Consider the following 21,265-nt stretch of genomic DNA (forward strand, 5'->3'; position numbering starts at 1 on the left):
ACGGGCGAATGTCATACGTCGGCGACTGCCTTCGGCACCGGACAGGAAATCGGTTACCGGCAGCTCCACGCGTCGCGGGGAAGGGGGACTGGAGCGTGTCCCGCCTTCCCTCCGGCGGCCGGAAAATCGGCCGAAGAGGTGTGGGAGAGCGACACGGACTGCGTACTGTCCGGACCGGAATGGGAGTCGGAGAGCGCGAGTCCTCTGTCGACACGATAGGCTTATCGAAGGCACATCCTGTAGAAGGTGAAGGAACGCGAACCATGGCGCAGAAGGTTCATGTCGAGATGGTGGACGACATCGACGGCAGCATTGCCGAACAGACGGTCCCGTTCAGTCTCGACGGCGTGAACTACGAGATCGACCTGTCCGAGGACAATGCCGCCGCATTGCGCGACGAGCTGGCCCGTTATGTTGCCGTCTCCCGCCGGATCGGCGGCCGCAAGGTCCGCATCGTCGCCGGTGCCGCACCGCGGCCGGCGTCCACAGCGGCCGACCGCGAACGCAACCGCACTATGCGGGAATGGGCTGAGGCCAACGGTTACCAGGTCTCCGACCGTGGGCGCCTGCCCGCGGAGATCGTGCGTGCTTACGAGGAGCGCGAGGAGACGGTGGAGGAACCGCCCGCCAAGCCGGCGCGCAAGCGGGGCGCTCGCAAGAAGTCCTGAAATCCCGTCCGGACCGGATGGCGCCCAGGGGTGGGGGCGCCATCCGGTCCGTTCGTGTCCCGGCTCGGTCCACTTGCGATCGACACCGGGCAGTGTGCGAAGTGGACCGCCGAAGGTCCATTCCGGACCTTGGCGGTGTCCACTGCGGACCGTCGGGTGGCCGGAGTGTTTCGCTTGTCCCCGCCGGGCCGGTGAGCCGGCGGAAGGCTGCTTCTTCCATCTCCGAAGCGTGCGCTTGATGGACCGCAGCGGACTCGGTCGAGAAGCAGGCGGCGCCGGTACTGCGGGTTCGGCAGCCGGGCTCGTTGCGTGGTGGCCGGCCGCTTCAGTGTGGTCGAGTAGTGCACCTGGCTTTCGGTGGAGCGTGCGCAGTGAATCGCCGCGCCGCGGGCGTTCGATGGTCGGGCCGGTCACTCAGCAGCCGGCTGACGTCGCCAACGGCCTCGCCCAGGCCGGGCAGACCTCGCACCGACCATTCGGTCTCTCCATCCCGGCCCAAGGGAACCGTGTTGCGGGCGGTGTGAGCAGGCCTTATTCCGCCGGAAATTCCGGTCGGCCGAAATAGCACCGGGATGCTGCCAAGCACTTTGCCGCGCTCGGGGGACATCATCGACCGCATGAGATGAACGGGATCGTGGCTCGGATAGCTGGGCCTCGCGGCTGATCTTCGCAGTGGTCAATCATCGGCACTCGGCCTCTGCGGGAAAGGAGCCATGATGACGATCAAGACTACGGATTCCGGCCCTTTGATGCCGATTTCCAGTGCGTTTTGGGCGTTCAAGACGTTCGCTGCCGCAGTGGAGATCGATCTGTTCACCCGGCTGCGAGACGGGCGGCGGGTCACCGTTTCGGAGATCGCCACCGAGCTGGGTATGCACGAGCGGCCCTCGGATGCGCTCCTGGCTGCATGCGCATCGCTGGGCCTGCTGGACAAGAACTGTGCCGATTACGGGAATTCCGCCTTGGCGGAGGAATTCCTGGTGTCCGGGCGGCCCCGGTATTTCGGGGGTTACGTACGTTTCCTGGATCACCGGGAATATCCCGCTTGGCACGGCCTGGTCCACGCGTTACGGGATAATCGTCCGCTGACCTGGGACCCCGGCGAGCAGGAGTCGATCTTCTCGGCCGAGGACCCGGTGATGATGGGAGCTGTTCTGGGTGGCGATGCGCTCACTCTCCAGCTCGACCGCCCAGGTCCCGGCCGGCGCGTATGACTGTCGACCTGCCGCACGTCTGTCCCCTCGCTGCGGGCAAAGTCGCCGAAGCCGGCCTCGACGAGGTGATCGACATCGTGCAAGGCGATTTCCTGGCCGATGAGAAATTGCCGAACGGGCATGATGTCGTGTTGCTCAGCATGATTCTGCACGACTGGGATGAGGTCACCGGACGGGCCTTTGCTCAGGAAATGCTGGGAGGCGCTGGAACCGGGCGGCGTCATTCTCATCCTCGAATGGCTGCTCAATGCGCAACGCACGGGGCCGGTCGCGGCGGCCCTGATGGGCATGAACATGATCGTCGAAACCGTGGGTGGCCGAACTATTCAGAATTGGAATACGTGACCTGGTTGCGAGAAGTCGGCCTCCAGAGTGCACGCGTGCTTCGACGCAATCGGCGCCAATGGTGTGCCGTGGTGGCCCGTAAGCAATAAGCCTCGGGTATAGAACTTCCCGTCAGGCTGATGATCGTCTCCGGGCCGGATTTGTTGTGCAATCTCACTGGAGGGGGCCACACGGTCCTGGCAAAGTTTGGTCGAGGACTCGTGATCAGCAGAGGGAGCCGTGGCTGCCGCGTCATCATCGACGGCGCCTGCCCGCTCGATCGATTGCGCCCGGCCGCGGGCGATGCGGAGGTGTTCGAGATGCGCGATCACCTCGCGCTGTGCGCCGGACCTGTCTCGGGTCTGTGAAGGGCCCCTTCACAGACCTCCGCGGGCTGCGCATGGGCGCCTCACACCGACATTGCGGACACCCTGGGGGTCTTCCTGCTGTAGAGCACCAGGGTCTGCCTGAGCGTTGTCTTCGTGCTGCAATTGTTGCGCTGCTTGATCATGAACCTGCCGGACATCCCCGGTGACCGGCGGGTCGGCAAGATCACGCCGGCCGGTGTGCTCGGCCCCGCCAGGGTGGCTCTCGTCTACGCCGGGGGACACGCCATCGTGTACGCGGCTCTGCTCGTCGGTGTCGTGACCGGCGTGCTTCCCGTGGTTCCCAGCGTGGCCCTGCTCGCGACGTTCCCGATCCCGCTGTGGGTCGCACTTCGTTTGCTCCGCGGGGACATCGACGAGCACCGGACCGCGGAGTCGGTCACGTTCTGGTCCTCGATGGCCTTGCCGACCAGTTCCTGCGCGGTGCTCATCGGTACGACCATCCCGGCTCTCGCGCAAGGGCATGTCCCGTCGTCCTGGCTGGTGGTGGCCACAGCCACGTTCGCGCTGTTTGGTCTCCATCAAACCTGGTACGGAACACTCTGCACGCTCAACCCCAGTACGGACAAGGAATGTCGGTCGTCATCAACCAGGCACTCGCCCTGCGGCAGGCATTCACCACGGATCAACCGACGTCGCACACATACTCGCGCATCCGCCGCGATCTCGCCCGCACCGTCACATCGGCCTGGACACTGTCCAGCACCGAGGACTGGCGCTTTCCCCACACTCGTGGCCGGCGTGGCTGGACAACTCGTCTCGCGCACCGAACCTTCGACCGTTTGCTCTCGGTCGCCATGACCGACCCGGTCCTGGCGCACCACGTGTCCGAGGTCTTCGCCCTCACCCGGCCACCCGGATCCCTGGCCACGCGACGCACCAACAGCGCTCATCCGAGCGGGCCCCGAACCCGCTTAGCCGGGAATGCTTCAGCGGCCGAGCCGCTCGTCGAGATTGATCTTGCCGCCCGCTTCGTCGCTGATCGCGTGCATCGCGTCATTCGGGGACAGGGGGTGGCCGTGCTGGTCGGCGTGCGCGCGCAGCAGATTGCCGAGGTGGCGTTCGGGCAGGCTCCAGGTGGGCCAGCGGCGGCGGGCGATGATGGCCAGCCTGGCGAAATCCGGTGTGCTGTTCGATGCGGTCGCGTCGAGCAGCCAGTGCAGATAAGTGCGCTGCACGGCGATCGGGAAGCTGCCCGGATGCCGTAGCTCACCGTGCCCGGGAACGAACGTGCGGACATCCGGGAACACCTTGTCCAGCCAGTCCAGCGCGGTCAGCCAGCCGGGGATCGAACCGCACGTCGCCAGCGGGGTGGCGCCGACCGACAGCAGCCCGCCGGCGAACAGCGTGCCGGTGCGTGGCTCGAACGCGACCAGATCACCGTCGGTGTGCGCGATCCCGGGGAAGGGGACGACCTCCACGACCACGCCGCCGAGATCCACCTCGACCGGCTCGATCACCGTGTGCACCACCTCCGCGGGCGGGGCTTCCAGCGCACCCCAGCGCGTGAACTGGAAGTGCACGTCGTCGACCTGCGGCCCGGTTCGCACTCGCGGAACGGCCGCGGCCGCGGCCAGCACCCGCCCGCCGTTGCGCAGCGCGACGCCGGTGCCGTTGTAGTGCGAACCGTGGGCGTGCGTGAGCACCACGGTGAGCGGCATCTCCGCCGCCGAGTACTTGCGCACGTCCGTGACCAGGTCGAGCGTGTCCTGCTCGGTCCCGCAGGTGTCCACCACCAGCACGGCTTCGCGGCCGCGGATCCAGCCGCAGTTCGACACCAGCCAGTCGCTGGGCGTGCGCACGTAGGCGACCACGCTCGGGTCGGTGTACCTGAGCGGGACGATGTTCCGCCTGATGGCGCTCATGCGTTCCCCCCTCGTGGGCTGTCGCTGCGGCGGGCCGACCGGACCAGTGCATGGTAGTGGAGTTGAATGGTATAGACCAAGAGGGTCGCGGTCAGTGGTGATGAGATCACATTTCCGGCCGGCTGTGCGGGAGACCACTGATCCGGCTGATCGGCGGGCGGGTTCGGCTGCGGCCGGCCGGGAAGCCGAACTGGGGACCGCGGATGCTTGGCGGAAAGATCATTTCACCTCGGCGGGTCCTTGCCTCTGTTGCGGGGCAGCGGTGGTATCGACCATGTGACGAGGTCCGAAGTGGACACTTCGATCCACTGGTCATATGTCCATTGTGGATTGAAGACTGGTGGTGGCGTGGGGCCACGGTCTCGCTCACTGTGGGTGGAAGATCGATTCCGGACCGTGTGGGCGATGTTGCTTGCCGCGCGGGGGCGACCCGGTCATGTCCGCTTGAGGAGGCGTTGACCAGCAACTTTTCCAGTCGATGAGCGGCGACGGGTTGACATGCAGCTATTTACCTGCGTTACGCTGTGTGGGTAACCGTCGAGCAGGGGAAGTCATGAGCCAGAAACCGAGTTTCGTCTACGTCACCTACATCGACAGCACGCCGGAGCGGGTGTGGGAGGCACTGACCGATCCGGAGATCACCGCGCAGTACTGGGCGCACCGCAACGAGTCCGACTGGCAGCCGGGCTCCCGCTGGGCGCATGTGCGGTCCGATGGATCCGGGATCACCGACGTGACGGGCGAGGTCGTGGAGGCGGAGCCGCCGCGCCGGCTCGTCACGACCTGGTACGACCCGAACGGGCCGGAAAATCAGGAGCCCTCCCGCGCCGCCTTCGACATCCAGCCGTACGAGGGGATCGTCCGGCTGACCGTGACCCACACCGATCTCGCCGACGAGCGTGCGCACCGCGACGTCTCCGGTGGCTGGGCCGCGGTGCTGTCGAACCTGAAGTCGCTGCTGGAGACGGGCAAGCCGTTGCCGATGGACCTGCGGCCGAAGTGATCGTCCCCCGGCAGGGAACAAAATGGTGACTGCGATCGTTCTGCCGGACAGGAGACGTGATAGCCGGGACGGAATCGCGCCGGACCGCCGCGGATTCGCGCAGCACCGCCGCGGATTCGGCTCGCCGAGGGCGCGCTGAATCCGCGGCAAGCGCTGAATGGTTGTGCCTGCGAGTGCCGATGCGCTACGCTACGGCTCGTATCCCGTGGAAGTCGGCCCAGCCGCCCACGAAATCTCGGCACTCTCCGCCAGTTTCGCGGTATCCGGGATACGTCGTTTCCAGGACGTGGTCCGCCTCCGGTTAGCCCGGTGCGCGGCGGAGCCGTCCCGGCCGTACCCGAGCGATCCGCGATCCGCGTCGATCGCCGCACCATTCAGGAGTATCACTCATGACAGAGACACCAACGCAGACACCAACGCAGACACAGACCACGACACGGACAAAGGCGCAGGCACAGACGCTGGCACGGCAAGGAATTCTCGATCTGCGCGGCGGCTCCGCCACCCTCGGCTACGGTCCGGGCGGCCTGGCGGTGCCTGCCGGGCTGGTCCGTGCGCACGGATTGCGCCGGGGCGACGAGCTGGTCCTCGAAGACGGCGTACTCGTCTCGGTCAACGGCGCACCACCCCCGCGGCCACAGCAGCAGCGGCCCGAGTTCGAGCGGCTCACCCCGATTCATCCGGACCAGCGGCTGGTCCTCGAAACCGGCCGGCACCAGCTGACCACCCGCGTGCTCGACCTCGTCGCGCCGCTGGGCAAAGGGCAGCGCGCCTTGATCGTCGCCCCGCCACGCACCGGGAAAACCTCGGTGCTGCAAGCGATCGCGCAGGCGATCTCGGTCAACCACCCGGAGGCGCACCTGATGGTGCTGCTCGCCGACGAGCGGCCCGAGGAGGTCACCGAGATGCGCCGCACCGTGCGCGGCGAGGTGATCGCGTCCACCTTCGATCGCAAACCCGCCGAGCACACCGCACTCGCCGAACTCGCGCTGGAACGCGCCAAACGCCTGGTGGAGACCGGCCGCGACGTCGTGCTGCTGCTCGATTCGCTGACCCGGCTCGGCCGCGCTTACAACCTCGCTGCCCGCACGTCGGGGCGAGTGCTCTCCGGCGGCGTCGACGCGAGCGCTTTGCATCCGATGAAGAAAATCCTCGGCGCCGCCCGCAACATCGAGGACGGCGGCTCCCTCACCATTGTCGCCTCCGCACTTGTCGGCACGGGGTCATTGGCCGACACGGTGTTCTTCGAAGAGCTGAAGAGCACCGGCAACTCCGAACTCCGGCTGGACCGCACACTCGCCGACCACCGCGTGTTCCCGGCCGTGGACCTCTTCGGCTCCGGCACCCGCCGCGACGAGCTGTTGGTGCCGGCAGCCGAGCTGACCGTGCTCGCCGAGGTCCGCCGTGCGCTGGCCGGGCAGGATCCGAAACGGGCCGCGGAACAGTTCCTCGATCAGGTTCGCACCACCAAATCCAATGCCGAATTCGTGGCCAGGGTGCAGGCCTCCTTGGCGATACCGGATCAGCGGGCCGCCTGAATAACCGAACAATTCCGAGACCACGACGATGCACTGAACGGTAGCCTCACCCGATGGACACCGAACGCCTGTCGCTCACGGCGATCGGCCCGGAGTCGGCCGACGAGATGTACCGCCTGCACACCGACCCCGGGATCGCGCGCTGGTTCGGCGACTGGACCCGGGCGGACGCGGCGCCGCTGGGGATCAGCCGTGACCGGTCTGTCGACAAGGTCGGCAGATTGCTTGCCCACCACCGGGAATCCGGCGAGCTGATCGGCCGGGGTGGACTGTCCTATCAGGATGTCGATGGTGCCCGCCCGCTGGATCTGGGCTGTCCGGGAAGCGCACGGGGCAAAGGGCGGCGCCATCGAGATCGGCCGCGCCGGCCTCGTGTACGCGTTCACCCGGCTCGGCGTGACCAAGGTCCTGTCCTTCGCCGAAGTGCACAACGTTCGTTCCCGCGCGGTGATGGCGCGCCTCGGGTTCACCTGTCAGCGCGAAATCCGCTATCAGGATGCCCCATGTGCGCTGTATGGGCTGATCGATTTCACCCGTCTGGACCCGGCTTGTTTCACTACGCTGATCCTGGCCGTGCGAAAGAACCGACGAGGAGGATGTGCGTGGCAGAGTGGGCCGATCTGGTCGGATTCATCAGGCAGCAGTACCGGGTGGTCCGGGACGATCCGGACGAAATCCGCATCCGCATCGTGTTCGGTGCCGACGCGTACACCGAGGGCCGGGCGCAGGTCATGGTGATCGCGCGGGAGGTGTTCGATCACCGCGAGGACTGGGTGCAGATCGCCACCCCGTTCGCCCGGGTGGAGGAGGTCAACCTCTACCACGTGCTCCGCGAGGCCGGCGCCTCGCTGGTGGTGGGTGGTGTGGTCGTGATGGGGGAGCATCTGGTGCTGCGGCACGCACTACCGCTGGTCAACCTCGACCTCAACGAGTTCGTCGATCCCCTGGAACTGGTCGCCGGTTCGGCCGAGTTGCTGGAACAGCAGTTCACCGGCCGCGACGACTACTGATCCCGCAGCGAGGCGATCCTGCGGCGACCGATCCCGCAGCGAGCGACCCCGCGCGACTGCAGACTCGCTACTGATCCCGCGGCGACTGCCGATCCGAGACGGACGGCTGATCCGCAGCGCCCGGCTCCCGCCAAGGGGAGCCGGGCGCGGGAACCCCAGAACCCCGGTGCCCGCAGGAACCTGGGTGCCGACAGAATCCAGGTGCTCGCAGAATCCAAGTGCCAGGTGCCCGCAGAATCCGAGTGTCGACCGGATCCAGGTGCCCTCAGGAACCGGGGTGCGGACAGAGCGCAGGTGCTCGCAGAATCCAAATGTTGACAGAAGCTGGGTGTGCACAGAATCCGGGAGGGTTATTCAGGCAGCCGCATAGAAGTGCAGAGCGATTACCGTTGAGATGGTTTCCGCGAAGGTCTCAATGGGCCGTCGGTAGTCGGCGTGCAGGATCCTCCAGGTTTTGACGTTGGCGATGGTCTGCTCGATGACGTAGCGAATCTTGTTGATCTGGGTGTTGAATTCCTTCTCCCAGTCCAAGAGCTTGCGGTGCTTCGGCTTCTTGATCGGGGTGAGCATATAATTTCCCACGTATCCTTTGTCGCCCATCCAGTTATCCGGATTCAGAGTCAGAAGCGCCCCGGATTCCTTCAGGCAGTACGTGTCGTGCCGGCGTCCTTCGATGGGATCGGAGATCCACGCGAGTCGTCCGTCAAGGGTGCAAGCGATCTGTACGTTCATGCCGGTCGTCTTGTGCTTGCCGGAGTACAGCTCCGGGCGATCGGCCCATGACCAGCACGGCAGCAGGGTTCCGTCCACGATGTACTGCGTCTGGTCGTCCAATTCGTCCGCCGTCGGCACGAACTTCCTGAGAACACGTTCTATCAGAGGCGTCATTCCGGTGATCGCACGACTGATTGTCGGTTGAGATACCTCGTACGCTTCCGCCAGTTCGGCCTGAACCCGATTGCATCGCATGTATGTCAGCGCGATCACCGCCGAGTTGAACAGGCCCAGAATCGGTGGCCACCTACGCTGCTCAGCTGTGGTATCCATGTCGACCAACCCGCACAGGTCGGTGATCTGCTCGATGGTAAGTGGGTCTTCGAGCTTGATCGGGGAGAGGTGTCGGCCTGCTTGATGGACTGTCGCCGTGTGTGATCGTTGTGGTGGTGGTCTGCCCTGGGTGGAGAAGACCCGCGGTCCTTGTGGATCATGTCAAGGCAATCTGATCCTCAAGAACACGCGGGCATGCTCAACGATACAGACGCGACAGTGTTGTTCGATCTCGACGGGGTGGCGGTAGCACGTGTCTACCGGGACAGCGACGGCATCCGGGTGGTGCAGGTGGTCACCGCTGATCAGGCTGCCCGTGTCTGTCCTGGCTGTGGGACAAGGGCCACTCGGGTCAAGGGGCTGGTCACGACCCGCCCGCGCGATCTGGAGCACGGTGGTGGACCGGTTCGCCTCCAGTGGCGCAAACGCCGGTGGGTCTGCGGCGCGACCAGCTGTCACCGAGGCTCATTCACCGAGCAGATCCCGCAGCTCGCTGCCGGAATGCGCACCACAGGCCGGTTGCGGCGGGCGGCGGGCGTCGCGGTGGTCGATGGCGGGCGCACCCTCACCCAGGCCGGCCGCGATCTTGGGCTGTCCTGGCCGACCGTGCACCGGGAGTTCACCGCCTACGCCCGCCAGGTGCTGCCCGGCACACCAGCGCCCACCGACGTGCTCGGGGTGGACGAGGTCCGTCGTGGCAAGCCCGTGTGGGAGCAGGATGAACAGACCGGAAAGTGGCGTCTGGCAACGGATCGCTGGCATGTCGGCTTCGTGGATGTCACTGGCAGGCAAGGGTTGTTCGGACAGGTTGAGGGGCGGGCCACGACCGTCGTCGTGGACTGGATCACCGCTCACGACAGCGACTGGCAGGCATCTATCCGGTACGTGGCCATCGATATGTGTGCGGTCTTTCGGGCCGCCGTACGCCGCGCACTGCCGCACGCCCAGGTGGTGGTGGGTTTCCACGTCGTCCAGTTGGCCAACCGCAGGCTGGCCGAGCTGCGGCGTCGCTGCACCTGGGCGCAACGACGGCGGCGTGGCCGGCGCGGCGACCCGGAGTGGGCGGTACGCGGCCTATTACGCCGCAACGCCGAAGACCTCACCGCAGAACAACGAGACACCCTGACCCGCACGCTTACCGAGATAGGCACCTACGGACGCTGGATCCTGACAGGCTGGCACGCCAAGGAAAAACTCCGAACCCTGCTACGACTGACCGCTAAACACGCCCACACCGGCCCGGACCGCCACGCGATCTCCAACGCCCGATACCAGTTCATGACCCACTGCCTGGACTCCCGCCAGCCCGAACTGATCAGCCTCGCCCAGACCATCGACGACTGGTGGGACGGCATCGAGGCCTACATCCTCACCGGCATCACCAACGCCGCCAGCGAAGGCAACAACCGGTTGATCAAGCTGGAAGCCCGTAACGCGTTCGGTTTCCGCAACCCAGCCAACCAACGCCTGCGCTCACGCTGCGCAACCACCCGACAAGCCCGACGAGACAGACTCCCCGATCAACTTTGAAGACCCCGGTAAGTCCAGTGGTATGATACATGTTAGGCGGTCCGTTTTTGTGAGTACTGAGTGTGGAAACCCAATTCTCTCAATAAACGGGCCGCCGTTCATGTTGACACGCCGGAAACGGCAATCTCAGGTGCCGTGAATAAGCCTCCGGGTACCGACATGGCCCAGATGCCGACGGTGCCCCATGTACCAACAGAATCCGGAGGCCCGCAGAATCCAGGTACCGACAGAATCCGGGTAACGACGGGACCCGGGTAACGACGGGACCCGGGTGCCGACCGGGCTCATGTGCCGACAGAATCGGGATGCCCGCGGAATCCCGGTGCGGATAGGCCCCAGATGCCGGCCGGGCCTCGGTGCCCTCCGGATGCCAGCGCCCTCAGAACCTCAGCCCTCAGCCCTCAGAACCTCAGCGCATTCAGAGCCTCAGTGCATTCAGGATGCCTAGCGCGCTCAGGATGCCCAGAGCCCTCACGGCACCGGAGTACCCAGAACCCCTGGCGTCCATGGAACCCCGGCGCCTCAGCGCCCCCGACGCGCGGAATCCCCGGCGCTCTCAGAACCCGGTGCCTTCGGGACACTGGCGCCCCGCCCGCACGTAGAACCCCGCGCTTAAAGAACCCCGGCGTTGTCAGGACACCAAACGTCCCAGGACCCATCGCCTACGGAAACCGATGTCCTGAGGAAACCAGCGCGCACGAAAGCCTCGGCGCCCACCGAACTCCGGCGCCTACGAAACTCCGGTGCCCACCGAACCCCGGTGTCCACCGGACGTCAGCGTCCTCAGGGCACCCCCGGCGTTTGCAGGACACCAGAGCCCCGAGGACACCGGAGCGCCAAGCACCTCGGTGCCCCCGGAACCCGGCGGCCTTGGAACCCGACGGCCCTCAGGACCGGTCAGCCCGGAGAACCACATCAGCCCTCAGGACTAGCCGGCCCCGAGAACTGCCGACCCTCAGGGCTGGCTGGTTCTCAGAACCCGACGACCCTCAGAAGCCGACGACCCTCAGAAGCCGACGATTCGCGGCGGCCGTGGACCATCCGTATCCGCCCTGGACTGTTCGGACGGCGGTATCGCGGCGCAATGCAGGCTCTGCTCGGGCCGGACGCCGGTCAGCAAGAAGGTGTCGGCGGTGTCGGTGACGCACTTGCTGTTCTTGAAGTAGGCGGCATGCCCCCAGCCGTCGTAGCTGACCAGTGGTGCGCCCGCCTGCTGCGCGGCGCGGACGGCCCAGGCGTAGGGCGTGACCGGGTCGTACCGGCTGTTCAGCATCAGCATCGGCACCCCGGGGCGGATCGACAGCGGGTGCTGCGGGTTGCGCACCGGGCCTGGCCAGCCCGCGCAGCCGGTCACCGAGGTCCAGCCGAGCTGGGACAGGCGCACGTCCGGCGAGACCACCGACAACGCCCGCTGGTAGGACTGCAGTTGCGGGAAGCTGGTGACCGGCAGCCGCCAGTCCGAGCAGAACACGCTGCCGAACACGCTGGGCACGCTGACCTCCGTGGTCCCGAACCCGGCGGCGGGCGGCTTCCCGTCCCGTAGCGAGACCAGGTCCTTGGCCAGCTTGTCCCAGGTCGGCCCGTAGAAGTTCCGGGAGACCATACCGGCCAGCGCGAGCGGATCGAGCCGGTCGTCCGGGGTGCCGAGGGTGCCCTGCTCGGCCCGGGAGTAGAGCTGCGTCATCAGCGCGGACAGGTCCTTGCCGTGCAGCGCGCACGAGGTGTTCCGGTCGCACCATTGGCGGAACTGGTCGAACAGCTCCTGCACGGCCCTGGTCTCGCTGTGCAGGAACTCCCAGGTGGTCCCGACGGAGTGGTCCATATTGCTGTCCAGCACGAGCGCCCGCACCCGGTCCGGGTAGGCCTCCGCGTACTGCTGGCCCATCAGGCTCCCGTAGGAAACGCCGTAGTAGGTCAGCTTCGGGTCGCCGAGCGCGGCGCGGATGGCGTCGATGTCGCGGACCACGCTCTTGGTGTCCACGTGCCCGGTCAGCGGCCCGCTGACCCGGGTGCAGCTGGTGCCGAGCGCCCGGTTGTAGGCGAGCAGTTGCCGGTACTGCGCGGCGTCCTTGGGCAGCTGGGGGTTGTCCGCGGTGATCTCGTTGAGCCCGCAGCGGACCGGGGTGCTCTGCCCGATCCCGCGCGGGTCGAACCCGACGGTGTCGAACCGCGCGGTGACCTTCGGCGAGAGCCCCCAGCCATCCTGCACTTCGCCCGCGCCCGCACCGCCGGGGCCGCCCGGGTCCATCAGGACCGAGCCGATCCGGTGTGCCGGGTCGGTCGCCTTGCGGCGGGCCAGCGCGAGCTGGATGGTGCCGTCGCCGGGGCGGTCCCAGTCGAGCGGCACGGTCACCGTCCCGCACTCGACTCCGCTCGCGGTCGGGCAGGGCTTCCAGCCGACCCCGCTCGCCGCGGCCGGTCCTGCGGCGGCCATGCCCGCAAGCGCCGTGAGCGCCGTCGTCAGCACGGCGATTTTCCTGCCCAAACCCATGTACAGCCCGCCAATCGGAAAGAACGGTGATTTCCGTGGCGTGGATCCTGCCAGAGTCCCGTCGCCGCGCCCAGCCCGGGGTTTCCGTCCATTATGGACTCATTGCGCCGTTCGAGCCGGGCGGGACCGCTTGCCACGAGGGCCAACCTGGCCACGGTTGCCCGAATGGCCTATCGCGAACACCGTCCGGGTTACCGGGCACACCAACGCGAATGGGTGATCGAAACGCTCCGTTCGCGCGGGAAATGCACGGAACGGATTCATTCTTCCGATTTCGCCCTGCCCGGCGGCGCCGGAACGTAGAATTCCCCGGATGGCGGATGGACCGTGGCTCGGTGCGGGGGAAGCCCACGTGTGGCGTTCCTATCAGCGTGTCCAGCGCGCGCTCGCCGGGGCGCTGGACCATCAGCTGGAGCGGCACGCCGGATTGTCCGGGGCCGATTTCGCCTTGCTCGGCCCGCTGGCCGAGGCCGTGGACGGGGTACTGCGGATGCGCGATCTCGCCGCGACGGTCGAATGGGACCGGAGCAGGCTTTCGCACCACATCAGCCGGATGGAGAAACGGGGGCTGGTCGTCCGGGAGCACTGCGCGGAGGACGCGCGCGGGGCGAACGTGCGGCTCACCCTGTCCGGCCGGCTGGCGGTCGAAGCGGCCCGGCGACCGCACCGCGAGACCGTGCGACGGTACTTCTTCGACCAGCTCGGGGCCGACGAGCTGGTCGTGCTGGCCGGCGCGTTCGACCGGATGCTCGCGCGGCTGATCGAGGACGATCACGAGCCGCCCTGCGCTCGCTGACCCGCGTCTGACCCCCGCCGACCGGCACCGTCAGTGCTTCGTGCGGGCGCGGTAAGCGGCCCGACGCACTCTGGGCGCATCGCACCCGAACGACCCAGAGGAGTACCGATGGCAGGCAAGACCGTCCTCGTTTCCGGCGCCAGCGTCGCCGGCCCGTCCGCCGCTTACTGGCTGCACCGCTACGGCTATTCGGTCACCGTGGTGGAGGCCGCGCTCGCGCTGCGGCCGGGTGGACAGGCCGTGGACTTCCGCGGCGAGCAGATGAAACTGCTGCGTGCCATGGGCATGCTGGAGGAACTCCGCGAGCACGAGACCGGAATGGGTGACCAGTTGCTGCTCGACCCGGCGGGCAAGCCGGTGGTGACCATCCCGAGCCGGTTCATCAGCGGTGAACTCGAACTGCTGCGCGGCGACCTCGCCCGCGTGCTGTACGACCGCACCAAGGACTACACCGAATACGTCTTCGGCGACCGGGTCACCAAGCTGACCGAGACCGCCGACGGGGTCGAGGTGACCTTCCGCCACGGTGCGCCGCGCCGGTTCGACCTCGTGGTCGGTGCGGACGGGGTGCACTCCGGCGTGCGCACCGCGGCGTTCGGCCCGGAGGCGCGGTTCCGCATCGACCTCGGTTATCACGTCGCGGGCTTCACCGCGAAGAACCATCTTGGTCTCGACCACCGCGGCCTGATCCACAACGAGCCGGGCCGCGGCATCATGATCGCCGGCCACCGTGATCCGGAGACGGTGCACGTCGGCCTCTTCTTCCGCGGTGACCCGCAGGGCTACGGACGGCCGGAGCCGGCGCGGCAGAAGGAGATCGTCACCGAGGTCTACGCCGGAGCAGGCTGGGAGGTACCGCGGTTTCTCGGTGGCCTGGCCGGGGCGGACGACCTGTATTTCGACCGGATCGGCCAGATCGAACTCGACGCGTGGTCCCACGGCCGGGTGGTGCTGCTCGGCGACGCCGCGTGGTGCGCCGGACCGGGCGGTTCCGGCACCGGGCTGGCGATGATGGGGGCACAGGTGCTCGCCGGGGAACTCGCCGCCGCGGGCGGGGACCACCGGACCGCGTTCGCCCGCTACGAGCGGCGGCTGCGCAAACCGGCCCGGGTCGGGCACCGCAACGGCGCGGGCTCGGGTGGCTTCCTGGTCCCGCCGACCGCGGAGAAGGTCCGCTCCCGCAACCGCACCTACCGGATGCTGGCCGGGCCGATCGGCGGCCGCGTCTTCGACCACCTCGGCACCCGGGCGGCGAACGCGGTGAAGTTCCGCGAGTATCCGGGCTGCGGGCGGTCGGCTGGGATGTGAGTGGGCATGCCGTGGCCTGAGGGGTCGGGCAGCCTGGGTGTGTGCGGGCTTGCCCGTGGACTCGGTGTGGGCGGGGGAGCCATCGGGGTGTCGGGCTGGCTTGGTCCTTGCTTGGGGCTTGCCGTCTCCCGCGGGGCCGTTCGGCGTCGTACCGAGGCCTCGGGACGTGCGGCACGGCGGTCGGCAGACCAGCGTACTCGTTTCTGTTTCCGGAAAATTAGCGTACGTGTACGGAAAAAACCCAAAACACAATACCTTCGTTCGGTCGTCGCGCCGATGCCTGGCAGCCGCACCGAGACGGTTGACGAGGCCGACGTCCACGGCGGTACACCGATGGTCTTGGCTTCGATGGCTGTGAAATCCGTCCTGTGGCCAAAGTGTCACAACGGATTCGTTGTCACCACAGCGATTTCGGGGTTCGACCGGGGTTACGCCGACGCTCGTCCGGTCATGGATTGGTTGCCCTGCGGTCACTTCTGCCCGGCTGCGTGCACGGGACGGGTGAGCCGACCGGGCGGGTGGTCAACACCGGGCGTGCACCGGGGACCGGTCCGGGATGCCGGATTATGGCACTGCCCAAGCCATCGAAGCCTGCTAACCAGCGCAGCCGTCGAACCCACCCAAGCCGGCTGACCCACCCAAGTCTTTCCGCAACGGCTTTCCTGATGTCGACGCCCGCACGAAGGCCAGGCTGCTCGCGAAACGCGACGACCCACTGGGCTGAGCCGGTGAGGCAGTCACCGCGCGCGTCGTTGAGCCGATAAAATGCACGACTTCGGGAGGCGGCACCGTGACCGAACTCGTGCGTTCGTACCTGTTCTCCGGCGGGCCATCGGTGTACTCGGGGTCGCGCTGCCGATCCTGGTGATCGCCGGCAAGCAACTCCTCGAAGGCGGCGACCTGCTCGGTTCGCTGAGCAGCTACTACTACGGCGATCTGCGCAACGTCTGTGTGCTGTGCGCGATCGGTGTCTTCCTGATTTCTTACCGCGGTTACGGCTTCATCGACGACATCGCGGGCAACGTCGCGGGGGTTGCGGCATCTGCGTCGCGCTGTTCCCGACGAGTCCGGCTTCGGCGACGCCGGCCGCGCATGCGATCGGCATCGTGCAGGTCGTGAGCGCCACGATCTTCTTTCCACCCTGGCGTTCTTCTGCTTGTTCCGGTTCACCAAGACCGACGCCGCCACACCGACCCGGCGCAAGACCCCGCGCAACGTCGTCTGCCGGGTCTGCGGCATCGTGCTGCTGGCCTGCCTGGTGCTGATCGTGCTCGTCGGGCAGCTCTTCGCCGCTGCCACCTGGCATCCGACGTCATGGCTGGAATCGCCGACCGTGGTCACCTTCGGTGTTGCGTGGCTGGTGAAGGGTGCGGCACAGCCGAAGGGCCGCTAACGCACTGCTTCCGGGCCGGCGAACTGGGCCCAGTCCTCCGCCCAGCGGCTCGCCCGCCGACGGTCGAGTACCCGGCGCGCCGCCCAGAACGCACCCGCCAGTACACCGGCCGTGCACAGCCAGGTGAAGGTGGCCACCAGGATCCCGTTGGTGACCGCGTCGGTGTGGGTGAGCGGGGCGGTGGTCTGCCTGCCGTTGTCGTCGAGCCAGATCCGGGTGGTCGCGCCTTCGGTGGCGGCGCCGGTGGGCACGGTGATCGCGCCGGTACGGGGTGCTCCGCCGGGCACGTGCCAAAGCGCGTTCACCCGTGCTGTGCTGGCGATCGGCGCGCTGTCGCCGATGGTCATCGGCTGCTCCGGCGCCGTCGTCAGTACGGTCGCGGTGGCCTGGTGGCGTGAGCGCAGCTGGGCGTCCGAGGTGGCCGTCTCGGATCGGATGTCCGCGCTGCCCAGCAGGACCGCGAGCGGGATCGCCAGCAGCGCGATCAGAATGGCGACTCCGGCGAGCGCGCCTTCGATCCGGTCGGAGCGGCGCAGCAGCGGGTTCCGGGCGGCGCCGAGGCGCCGCAGCAGTCGTCTACAGGGGTTTGGTGGTCTGCCTGCCCGAGTCCTGTTCCGCATGACCTCCATCGTCCTCCGCCAGGCCCGCGGGCGCTGTTATCCGCACTACGTTCTTTCCGGTTTACCATCGGATTCAGTGTGTTCCTGCGCACGCCAACCACTCGTGTGGGTTAACCGGAGCGTCCGGTCAGTCGACCATGCGCACGGTGGCCGTCCGGCTGTGCATGCGGCGGCGGAAGCCGTACTCGGCGACGATGCCGAGCTGAATGCTGCGGTCCGCGGGTGCCCAGTACCCGGTGCGCACGAAGTACCCGTCCATCGCGCAGAGCCGGTTGGCGGTCTTGCGGGAGCTGATCGGCTCCCAGCCCCACTGCCGCCCGCACTCCTCGACCCCGTTGCGCCGCACGTAAAGCCGCGGGTTGCCGATCTCGCGGCAGTAGACGCCGCCCTCGGCGATGTAGAGCACCCCGTCCACCTTGTAGAACCGCTTGCCGTCCAGCAGGCTCACCTGACCGGACAGGGTGAACCGGACGCGCCCGCCCTCGGCGCCGTTCATCGTCCAGTCGAGGCAGAACTCCTGGGTCGGGACCTCGAGCGACTGGGTCATGACCGTCCCTTCTGCTTGCCTCTCGTGTTTGCCGCCCCCGCGCGGATGTCCACCGGAAAAGATGCGGCAAAACCCCGGTGCGCGGAACCAGGTGAGAACCGTTTTCACCCGAAGAGGCCCGCAGGTCACGCTTGGTGTTCATGGGGGGATTAATCGCGCTCCGTCAGGCTTGTGGGGTATCGCGGATACGCGACGTGAGAGCGCCGGGTCGGTTTCGTCCCGTCACACCCCCGGGTTGGCGCTATCCACCGCGGAAAGTGCGGTGCCGCCGTGTCGCGAGCGTGATCAACAAAGCCTGGCGCGACTCATGACACTTGTCATAGACGGTCCGGCGTGCGACCCTCGCTTTATGACGACTGTCATGGTGCGTGCGGCCACCGCGGAGAGCGTGGCTGGAGTGGTGCGGGCGTGCTCACCCGAGTCGGTGCGGCGGCGGTTCACCGTGGGCCGTGCGCCCGATCCGGACGAGGTGCTGACGCGGTACGGGCGGTTCCTGCTCGCCGGGCTGGCGCTGGTCGCGGAGCGGGACGGGGTTTCGGCGGGCCTGCTGAACGTGGTCCCGGACGGCGAACGGCGGGCGGAACTCGGGCTGCTGGTGGCGGACCCGTGGCAGCGTCAGGGCATCGGGCGCGCGCTCGTCGGGCTGGTCATCGGCGCGTCGCGGTGGCGTGGCTGGACGGTGCACGCGACCGTGCAGTCGGGCAACGAGGCGGCCGAAGGGCTGCTGCGGGCGTGCGGATTCCGGTTGCTGCCGGAGTACGGCTGGTCGGAGCAGGAATTCGAATACGTAGTGGGACGAGCCGGAAAGGAGACCTCGGATGGCGGAGCGCCCGGCCCGGGATCGGATGGTCTACAGCGCTGCGCAACTGCTGCGTACGCAGGGTTTGCGGGGCACCGGGATGCGCGAAGTGGTGGCGCATGCCGAGGCGCCGCGCGGGTCGCTTCAGCACTACTTCCCCGGCGGTAAGGAGCAGCTGTTCGGCGAGGCGATCGGCTGGGCAGGGCGATACGCCGCGCGCCGGGCGGCGCGTGCGTTCGAGTCTCTTCCGGAGCGGACGCCGTCCGCGCTGTTCGCCGCGATGGTCGGTCAATGGCGGGCGGAGCTGATCGAACTCGGCTACTCGGGCGGCTGCCCGCTGGTGGCCACGGTCGCCGACGTCGCCGCGGAAAGCGATGCGCTGCGCGAGCGCGCGAGCGAGGCTTTCGCGGAATGGCGCCGTCGTCTCGTGACCGCGCTGGACGAGCTGGGCGTACCGCGCCCGCGTGCGGAATCGTTGGCAGTGCTGATGATCAGCGCGCTGGAAGGCGCGCTGGTGCTCGCCAGGGCCGACCGCGACCTCACCCCGCTCGACACGGTGGTGGCGGAGCTTGCCCCGGTGCTGGACGCGCCGCTCCGGCGCCGGGCACGGTCTTAGTCCACTGTGGACGCAGGGGGCCGGCCGCCCTCACAGCTCCCCGACCGCCGCCAGCAGCCGGTCCACCTCCGCTGCCGTGGTGTACGGCGCGATGCCCGCCCGGACCGCGCCGGTGTCGCCGAGGCCGAGGTGGCGGGAGCATTCGATCGCGTAGAACGTCGCCGCCGGTGCGTTGATACCGCGAGTGGCGAGGTGCTCGTACACGGCTGTTGGCGTGGTTCCGGTGACGGTGAACAGCACCGTCGGCGTGCGGGCGCGGGTCGGGGAGCCGTAACGGACGACGCGGGGCAGCTCGGCAAGACCCTTGTCCAGGCGGGTCAGCATGGCCGTTTCGTACGCTTCGAGTTCGGTCAGCGACTGCGTCAGTCGCGCGCGGCGGGAGCCGGTTCCGGGGACCAGGCCGGCGAGGAAGTCGACGGCCGCGGTAGCGCCCGCGAGCAGTTCGTACGGGAGCGTGCCCAGCTCGAACCGCTCCGGCACGGCGTCGGTGGAGGGCAACAGCTTGTCCGGGCGCAGGGTTTCCAGCAGCTCTGGCGCGGCGGCCAGCAGGCCGAGGTGCGGGCCGAGGAACTTGTAGGCCGAGCACGCGTAGAAGTCCGCGCCGAGCGCCGCGACATCGACCGGGCTGTGCGGGGTGAGGTGCACGCCGTCGACGTAGCTCAGCGCGCCTGCCTCGCGGGCGGCAGCGGTGATCGCCGGGATGTCCGGACGGGAGCCGAGCAGGTTCGACGCCGCGGTGACGGCCACCAGCCGGGTCCGGTCGCTGAGCAGCGCGCTGATCGCGGACAACGGCAGTTCCCCGGTCTCCAGGTCGAAATCCGCCCAGCGCACGGTCACTCCCCGGGCTTCGGCGGCCTGCAGCCACGGCCGGATATTCGCGTCGTGGTCGAGGCGGGTAACCACGATCTCGTCGCCGGGCTGCCAGTTCTTGGCCAGCGCGCGGGAGAAGTCGTAAGTGAGCTGGGTCATGCTGCGGCCGAACACCACCCCCTCGGGACGCGCGCCGAGCAGGTCGGCGCCCGCCTGCCGGGCTTCGTGCACCACGCCGTCGGCACGGCGTTCGGCGGCGGTGATCGTGCCGCGGTTGGCGATGGCCGCGCAGAGCGTCGCGGCAACGGCTTCGCCGACCTGGCGGGGTACTTGGGATCCGCCAGGTCCGTCGAAGTGGGCGGCGCCGCCGGCGAGGGCGGGGAAGTGCTTGCGGATCGCATTCACGTCGTAGGCCACAGCCGACAGCTTGCCCGACCGGGCGGGCTGAGGGCCAGCCGTGCGATCATCCGGGAAACCGCGTGGAAAGGGGCCACCCGTGCTCGCCGATCAGGTGGACGAACTGCTCGCCCGGCCGCTGCCCTGGCCGATCGTGCAGGCCGGTGACCCGGTGCTGCGTGCTTCGGCCCGGCCGTACGAGGGCGAGCTGACCGAGCTCGCGCTGGCCGCGCTGATCGAGGGCATGCAGGTCACTATGCGCGAAGCGCCTGGGGTGGGGCTGGCCGCGCCGCAGATCGGGCTCGGCGTGCGGATCGCGGTGGTCGAGGACGGCGCGCGTGAGCGGCCGGGCGTGCCCGCGGCCACGCTGGAGACCCGCGGGATCGCGCCGCTGCCGTTCCGGGTGCTGGTGAATCCGGTCTACCAGCGGCTCGGGGACGAGCTCGCGGCGTTCTTCGAGGGCTGCCTCAGCGTGGCCGGCTGGCAGGCGGTGGTCGCCCGGCCGCTGCGGATCCGGCTGACCGGGCAGGACGAGACCGGTGCCGCACTGGACGAGCAGCTGTCCGGCTGGCCCGCGCGCATCGTGCAGCACGAGACCGATCACCTGCACGGCATTCTCTACGTCGACCGCGCCGAGTCGCGTTCGCTGTCCACGCACGAGGCGGTGGCTCGCCGCTGGGCCCAGCCGACTCCGGCCGAGGCCGCCCGGGAGCTGGGCTTCGACCTACCCTGACTCTCGGCAGCGCGACCCCGCCGACGTACAGCGCAACAAGGGCTGTGAAGGGGCCCTTCACGGACTCAGAGTCCGTGAAGGGCCCCTTCACAGCCTTTCGGTGGACGCGGCTGCCGGAAGGCTCGCGCATGAGGTCCGAGGAGGCGCGCTTCCGGGTGGCGCTCGAATTCA

23 protein-coding genes are annotated in these 21,265 nt (G+C 68.0%); 17 read left to right on the plus strand and 6 right to left on the minus strand.

Features of this window, described 5'->3' with window-relative positions; all coding sequences use genetic code 11:
- The first annotated feature begins 263 nt into the window (after positions 1-263).
- From ATK36_RS24580 to ATK36_RS31655, 5 genes are all read left to right on the plus strand, one after another.
- Positions 264-668, plus strand: a complete 405-nt coding sequence (locus ATK36_RS24580; protein WP_098513652.1) for a histone-like nucleoid-structuring protein Lsr2 — start codon at positions 264-266, stop codon at positions 666-668.
- 716 nt (positions 669-1,384) lie between these two features.
- Positions 1,385-1,882, plus strand: a complete 498-nt coding sequence (locus tag ATK36_RS32980) for a methyltransferase family protein (protein ID WP_211291941.1) — start codon at positions 1,385-1,387, stop codon at positions 1,880-1,882.
- On the plus strand, positions 1,879-2,316 hold the full coding sequence (locus ATK36_RS32985; RefSeq protein WP_211291942.1) for a methyltransferase: 438 nt from the start codon (positions 1,879-1,881) through the stop codon (positions 2,314-2,316). The genes ATK36_RS32980 and ATK36_RS32985 overlap by 4 nt, the downstream gene beginning before the upstream one ends.
- A 30-nt stretch (positions 2,317-2,346) precedes the next feature.
- Positions 2,347-2,574, plus strand: coding sequence for a hypothetical protein (locus tag ATK36_RS31650; RefSeq protein ID WP_141544520.1), 228 nt, complete (start codon positions 2,347-2,349; stop codon positions 2,572-2,574).
- Between the two features lie 114 nt (positions 2,575-2,688).
- Positions 2,689-3,393 carry a UbiA prenyltransferase family protein gene (locus tag ATK36_RS31655; protein WP_141544521.1) on the plus strand — a complete coding sequence of 235 codons (705 nt, stop codon included), beginning with the start codon at positions 2,689-2,691 and terminating at the stop codon, positions 3,391-3,393.
- 128 nt (positions 3,394-3,521) lie between these two features.
- Here the strand turns inward: ATK36_RS31655 and ATK36_RS24595 are convergent, their stop codons facing one another.
- The gene (locus ATK36_RS24595; protein ID WP_098513654.1) at positions 3,522-4,457 is read right to left on the minus strand and encodes an MBL fold metallo-hydrolase; all 936 of its coding nucleotides are present in this window, start codon (positions 4,455-4,457) and stop codon (positions 3,522-3,524) included.
- Between the two features lie 553 nt (positions 4,458-5,010).
- On the opposite strand from ATK36_RS24595, the gene ATK36_RS24600 reads away from it, so the two are divergent.
- From ATK36_RS24600 to ATK36_RS24610, 4 genes are all read left to right on the plus strand, one after another.
- Positions 5,011-5,460, plus strand: a complete 450-nt coding sequence (locus tag ATK36_RS24600) for an SRPBCC family protein (protein WP_245915081.1) — start codon at positions 5,011-5,013, stop codon at positions 5,458-5,460.
- A gap of 461 nt (positions 5,461-5,921) precedes the next feature.
- Positions 5,922-6,998, plus strand: coding sequence for a transcription termination factor Rho (gene rho / locus ATK36_RS24605; RefSeq protein WP_098515154.1), 1,077 nt, complete (start codon positions 5,922-5,924; stop codon positions 6,996-6,998).
- A gap of 288 nt (positions 6,999-7,286) precedes the next feature.
- On the plus strand, positions 7,287-7,736 hold the full coding sequence (locus tag ATK36_RS34830) for a GNAT family N-acetyltransferase (protein ID WP_387001492.1): 450 nt from the start codon (positions 7,287-7,289) through the stop codon (positions 7,734-7,736).
- Positions 7,649-8,008 carry a hypothetical protein gene (locus ATK36_RS24610; protein ID WP_387001485.1) on the plus strand — a complete coding sequence of 120 codons (360 nt, stop codon included), beginning with the start codon at positions 7,649-7,651 and terminating at the stop codon, positions 8,006-8,008. Before ATK36_RS34830 ends, ATK36_RS24610 begins: the two co-directional genes overlap by 88 nt.
- A 354-nt stretch (positions 8,009-8,362) precedes the next feature.
- Here ATK36_RS24610 and ATK36_RS24615 read toward each other — a convergent pair whose 3' ends face one another.
- Positions 8,363-9,055, minus strand: coding sequence for a transposase family protein (locus tag ATK36_RS24615; protein ID WP_141544382.1), 693 nt, complete (start codon positions 9,053-9,055; stop codon positions 8,363-8,365).
- Positions 9,056-9,250: 195 nt separating this feature from the next.
- On the opposite strand from ATK36_RS24615, the gene ATK36_RS24620 reads away from it, so the two are divergent.
- The gene (locus ATK36_RS24620; RefSeq protein WP_098513656.1) at positions 9,251-10,585 is read left to right on the plus strand and encodes an ISL3 family transposase; all 1,335 of its coding nucleotides are present in this window, start codon (positions 9,251-9,253) and stop codon (positions 10,583-10,585) included.
- A gap of 1,006 nt (positions 10,586-11,591) precedes the next feature.
- Here the strand turns inward: ATK36_RS24620 and ATK36_RS24625 are convergent.
- The gene (locus tag ATK36_RS24625) at positions 11,592-13,052 is read right to left on the minus strand and encodes an alpha/beta hydrolase (protein ID WP_245915083.1); all 1,461 of its coding nucleotides are present in this window, start codon (positions 13,050-13,052) and stop codon (positions 11,592-11,594) included.
- A 337-nt stretch (positions 13,053-13,389) separates the two neighbouring features.
- Between ATK36_RS24625 and ATK36_RS24630 the strand changes: the two genes are divergently transcribed.
- From ATK36_RS24630 to ATK36_RS33810, 4 genes are all read left to right on the plus strand, one after another.
- Positions 13,390-13,872 (plus strand): MarR family winged helix-turn-helix transcriptional regulator, encoded by a 483-nt coding sequence (locus tag ATK36_RS24630; protein ID WP_098513658.1) that lies wholly within the window; start codon positions 13,390-13,392, stop codon positions 13,870-13,872.
- 108 nt (positions 13,873-13,980) lie between these two features.
- Positions 13,981-15,180: an FAD-dependent monooxygenase gene (locus ATK36_RS24635; protein ID WP_098513659.1), complete on the plus strand. Its 1,200-nt coding sequence runs from the start codon at positions 13,981-13,983 to the stop codon at positions 15,178-15,180.
- Positions 15,181-16,044: 864 nt separating this feature from the next.
- Entirely contained in the window at positions 16,045-16,299 is a 255-nt protein-coding gene (locus tag ATK36_RS33805) for a hypothetical protein (protein ID WP_245915085.1), read from the plus strand.
- Positions 16,300-16,336: 37 nt separating this feature from the next.
- Positions 16,337-16,573, plus strand: a complete 237-nt coding sequence (locus ATK36_RS33810; RefSeq protein WP_245915087.1) for a hypothetical protein — start codon at positions 16,337-16,339, stop codon at positions 16,571-16,573.
- Here ATK36_RS33810 and ATK36_RS24645 read toward each other — a convergent pair.
- Entirely contained in the window at positions 16,570-17,193 is a 624-nt protein-coding gene (locus tag ATK36_RS24645) for an Rv1733c family protein (protein ID WP_245915089.1), read from the minus strand. The genes ATK36_RS33810 and ATK36_RS24645 overlap by 4 nt on opposite strands.
- 127 nt (positions 17,194-17,320) lie before the next feature.
- A complete protein-coding gene (locus ATK36_RS24650; RefSeq protein ID WP_098513661.1) occupies positions 17,321-17,740 on the minus strand; it encodes a hypothetical protein in 420 nt (139 codons plus the stop codon).
- A 349-nt stretch (positions 17,741-18,089) separates the two neighbouring features.
- Between ATK36_RS24650 and ATK36_RS33815 the strand changes: the two genes are divergently transcribed.
- Together ATK36_RS33815 and ATK36_RS24660 are read left to right on the plus strand one after the other, a co-directional pair.
- Complete coding sequence (locus ATK36_RS33815; protein WP_245915091.1) at positions 18,090-18,707, plus strand: GNAT family N-acetyltransferase; 618 nt, start codon at positions 18,090-18,092, stop codon at positions 18,705-18,707.
- On the plus strand, positions 18,640-19,155 hold the full coding sequence (locus ATK36_RS24660) for an LmrA/YxaF family transcription factor (RefSeq protein ID WP_245915093.1): 516 nt from the start codon (positions 18,640-18,642) through the stop codon (positions 19,153-19,155). Before ATK36_RS33815 ends, ATK36_RS24660 begins: the two co-directional genes overlap by 68 nt.
- Positions 19,156-19,185: 30 nt before the next feature.
- Here the strand turns inward: ATK36_RS24660 and ATK36_RS24665 are convergent, their stop codons facing one another.
- Positions 19,186-20,382, minus strand: a complete 1,197-nt coding sequence (locus ATK36_RS24665; RefSeq protein ID WP_098513664.1) for a cysteine desulfurase-like protein — start codon at positions 20,380-20,382, stop codon at positions 19,186-19,188.
- A 79-nt stretch (positions 20,383-20,461) separates the two neighbouring features.
- On the opposite strand from ATK36_RS24665, the gene ATK36_RS24670 reads away from it, so the two are divergent.
- Complete coding sequence (locus ATK36_RS24670; protein ID WP_098513665.1) at positions 20,462-21,094, plus strand: peptide deformylase; 633 nt, start codon at positions 20,462-20,464, stop codon at positions 21,092-21,094.
- Positions 21,095-21,265 lie beyond the last annotated feature (171 nt).

The sequence above is a fragment of the Amycolatopsis sulphurea genome (genome assembly GCF_002564045.1).
GTDB lineage: Bacteria > Actinomycetota > Actinomycetes > Mycobacteriales > Pseudonocardiaceae > Amycolatopsis > Amycolatopsis sulphurea.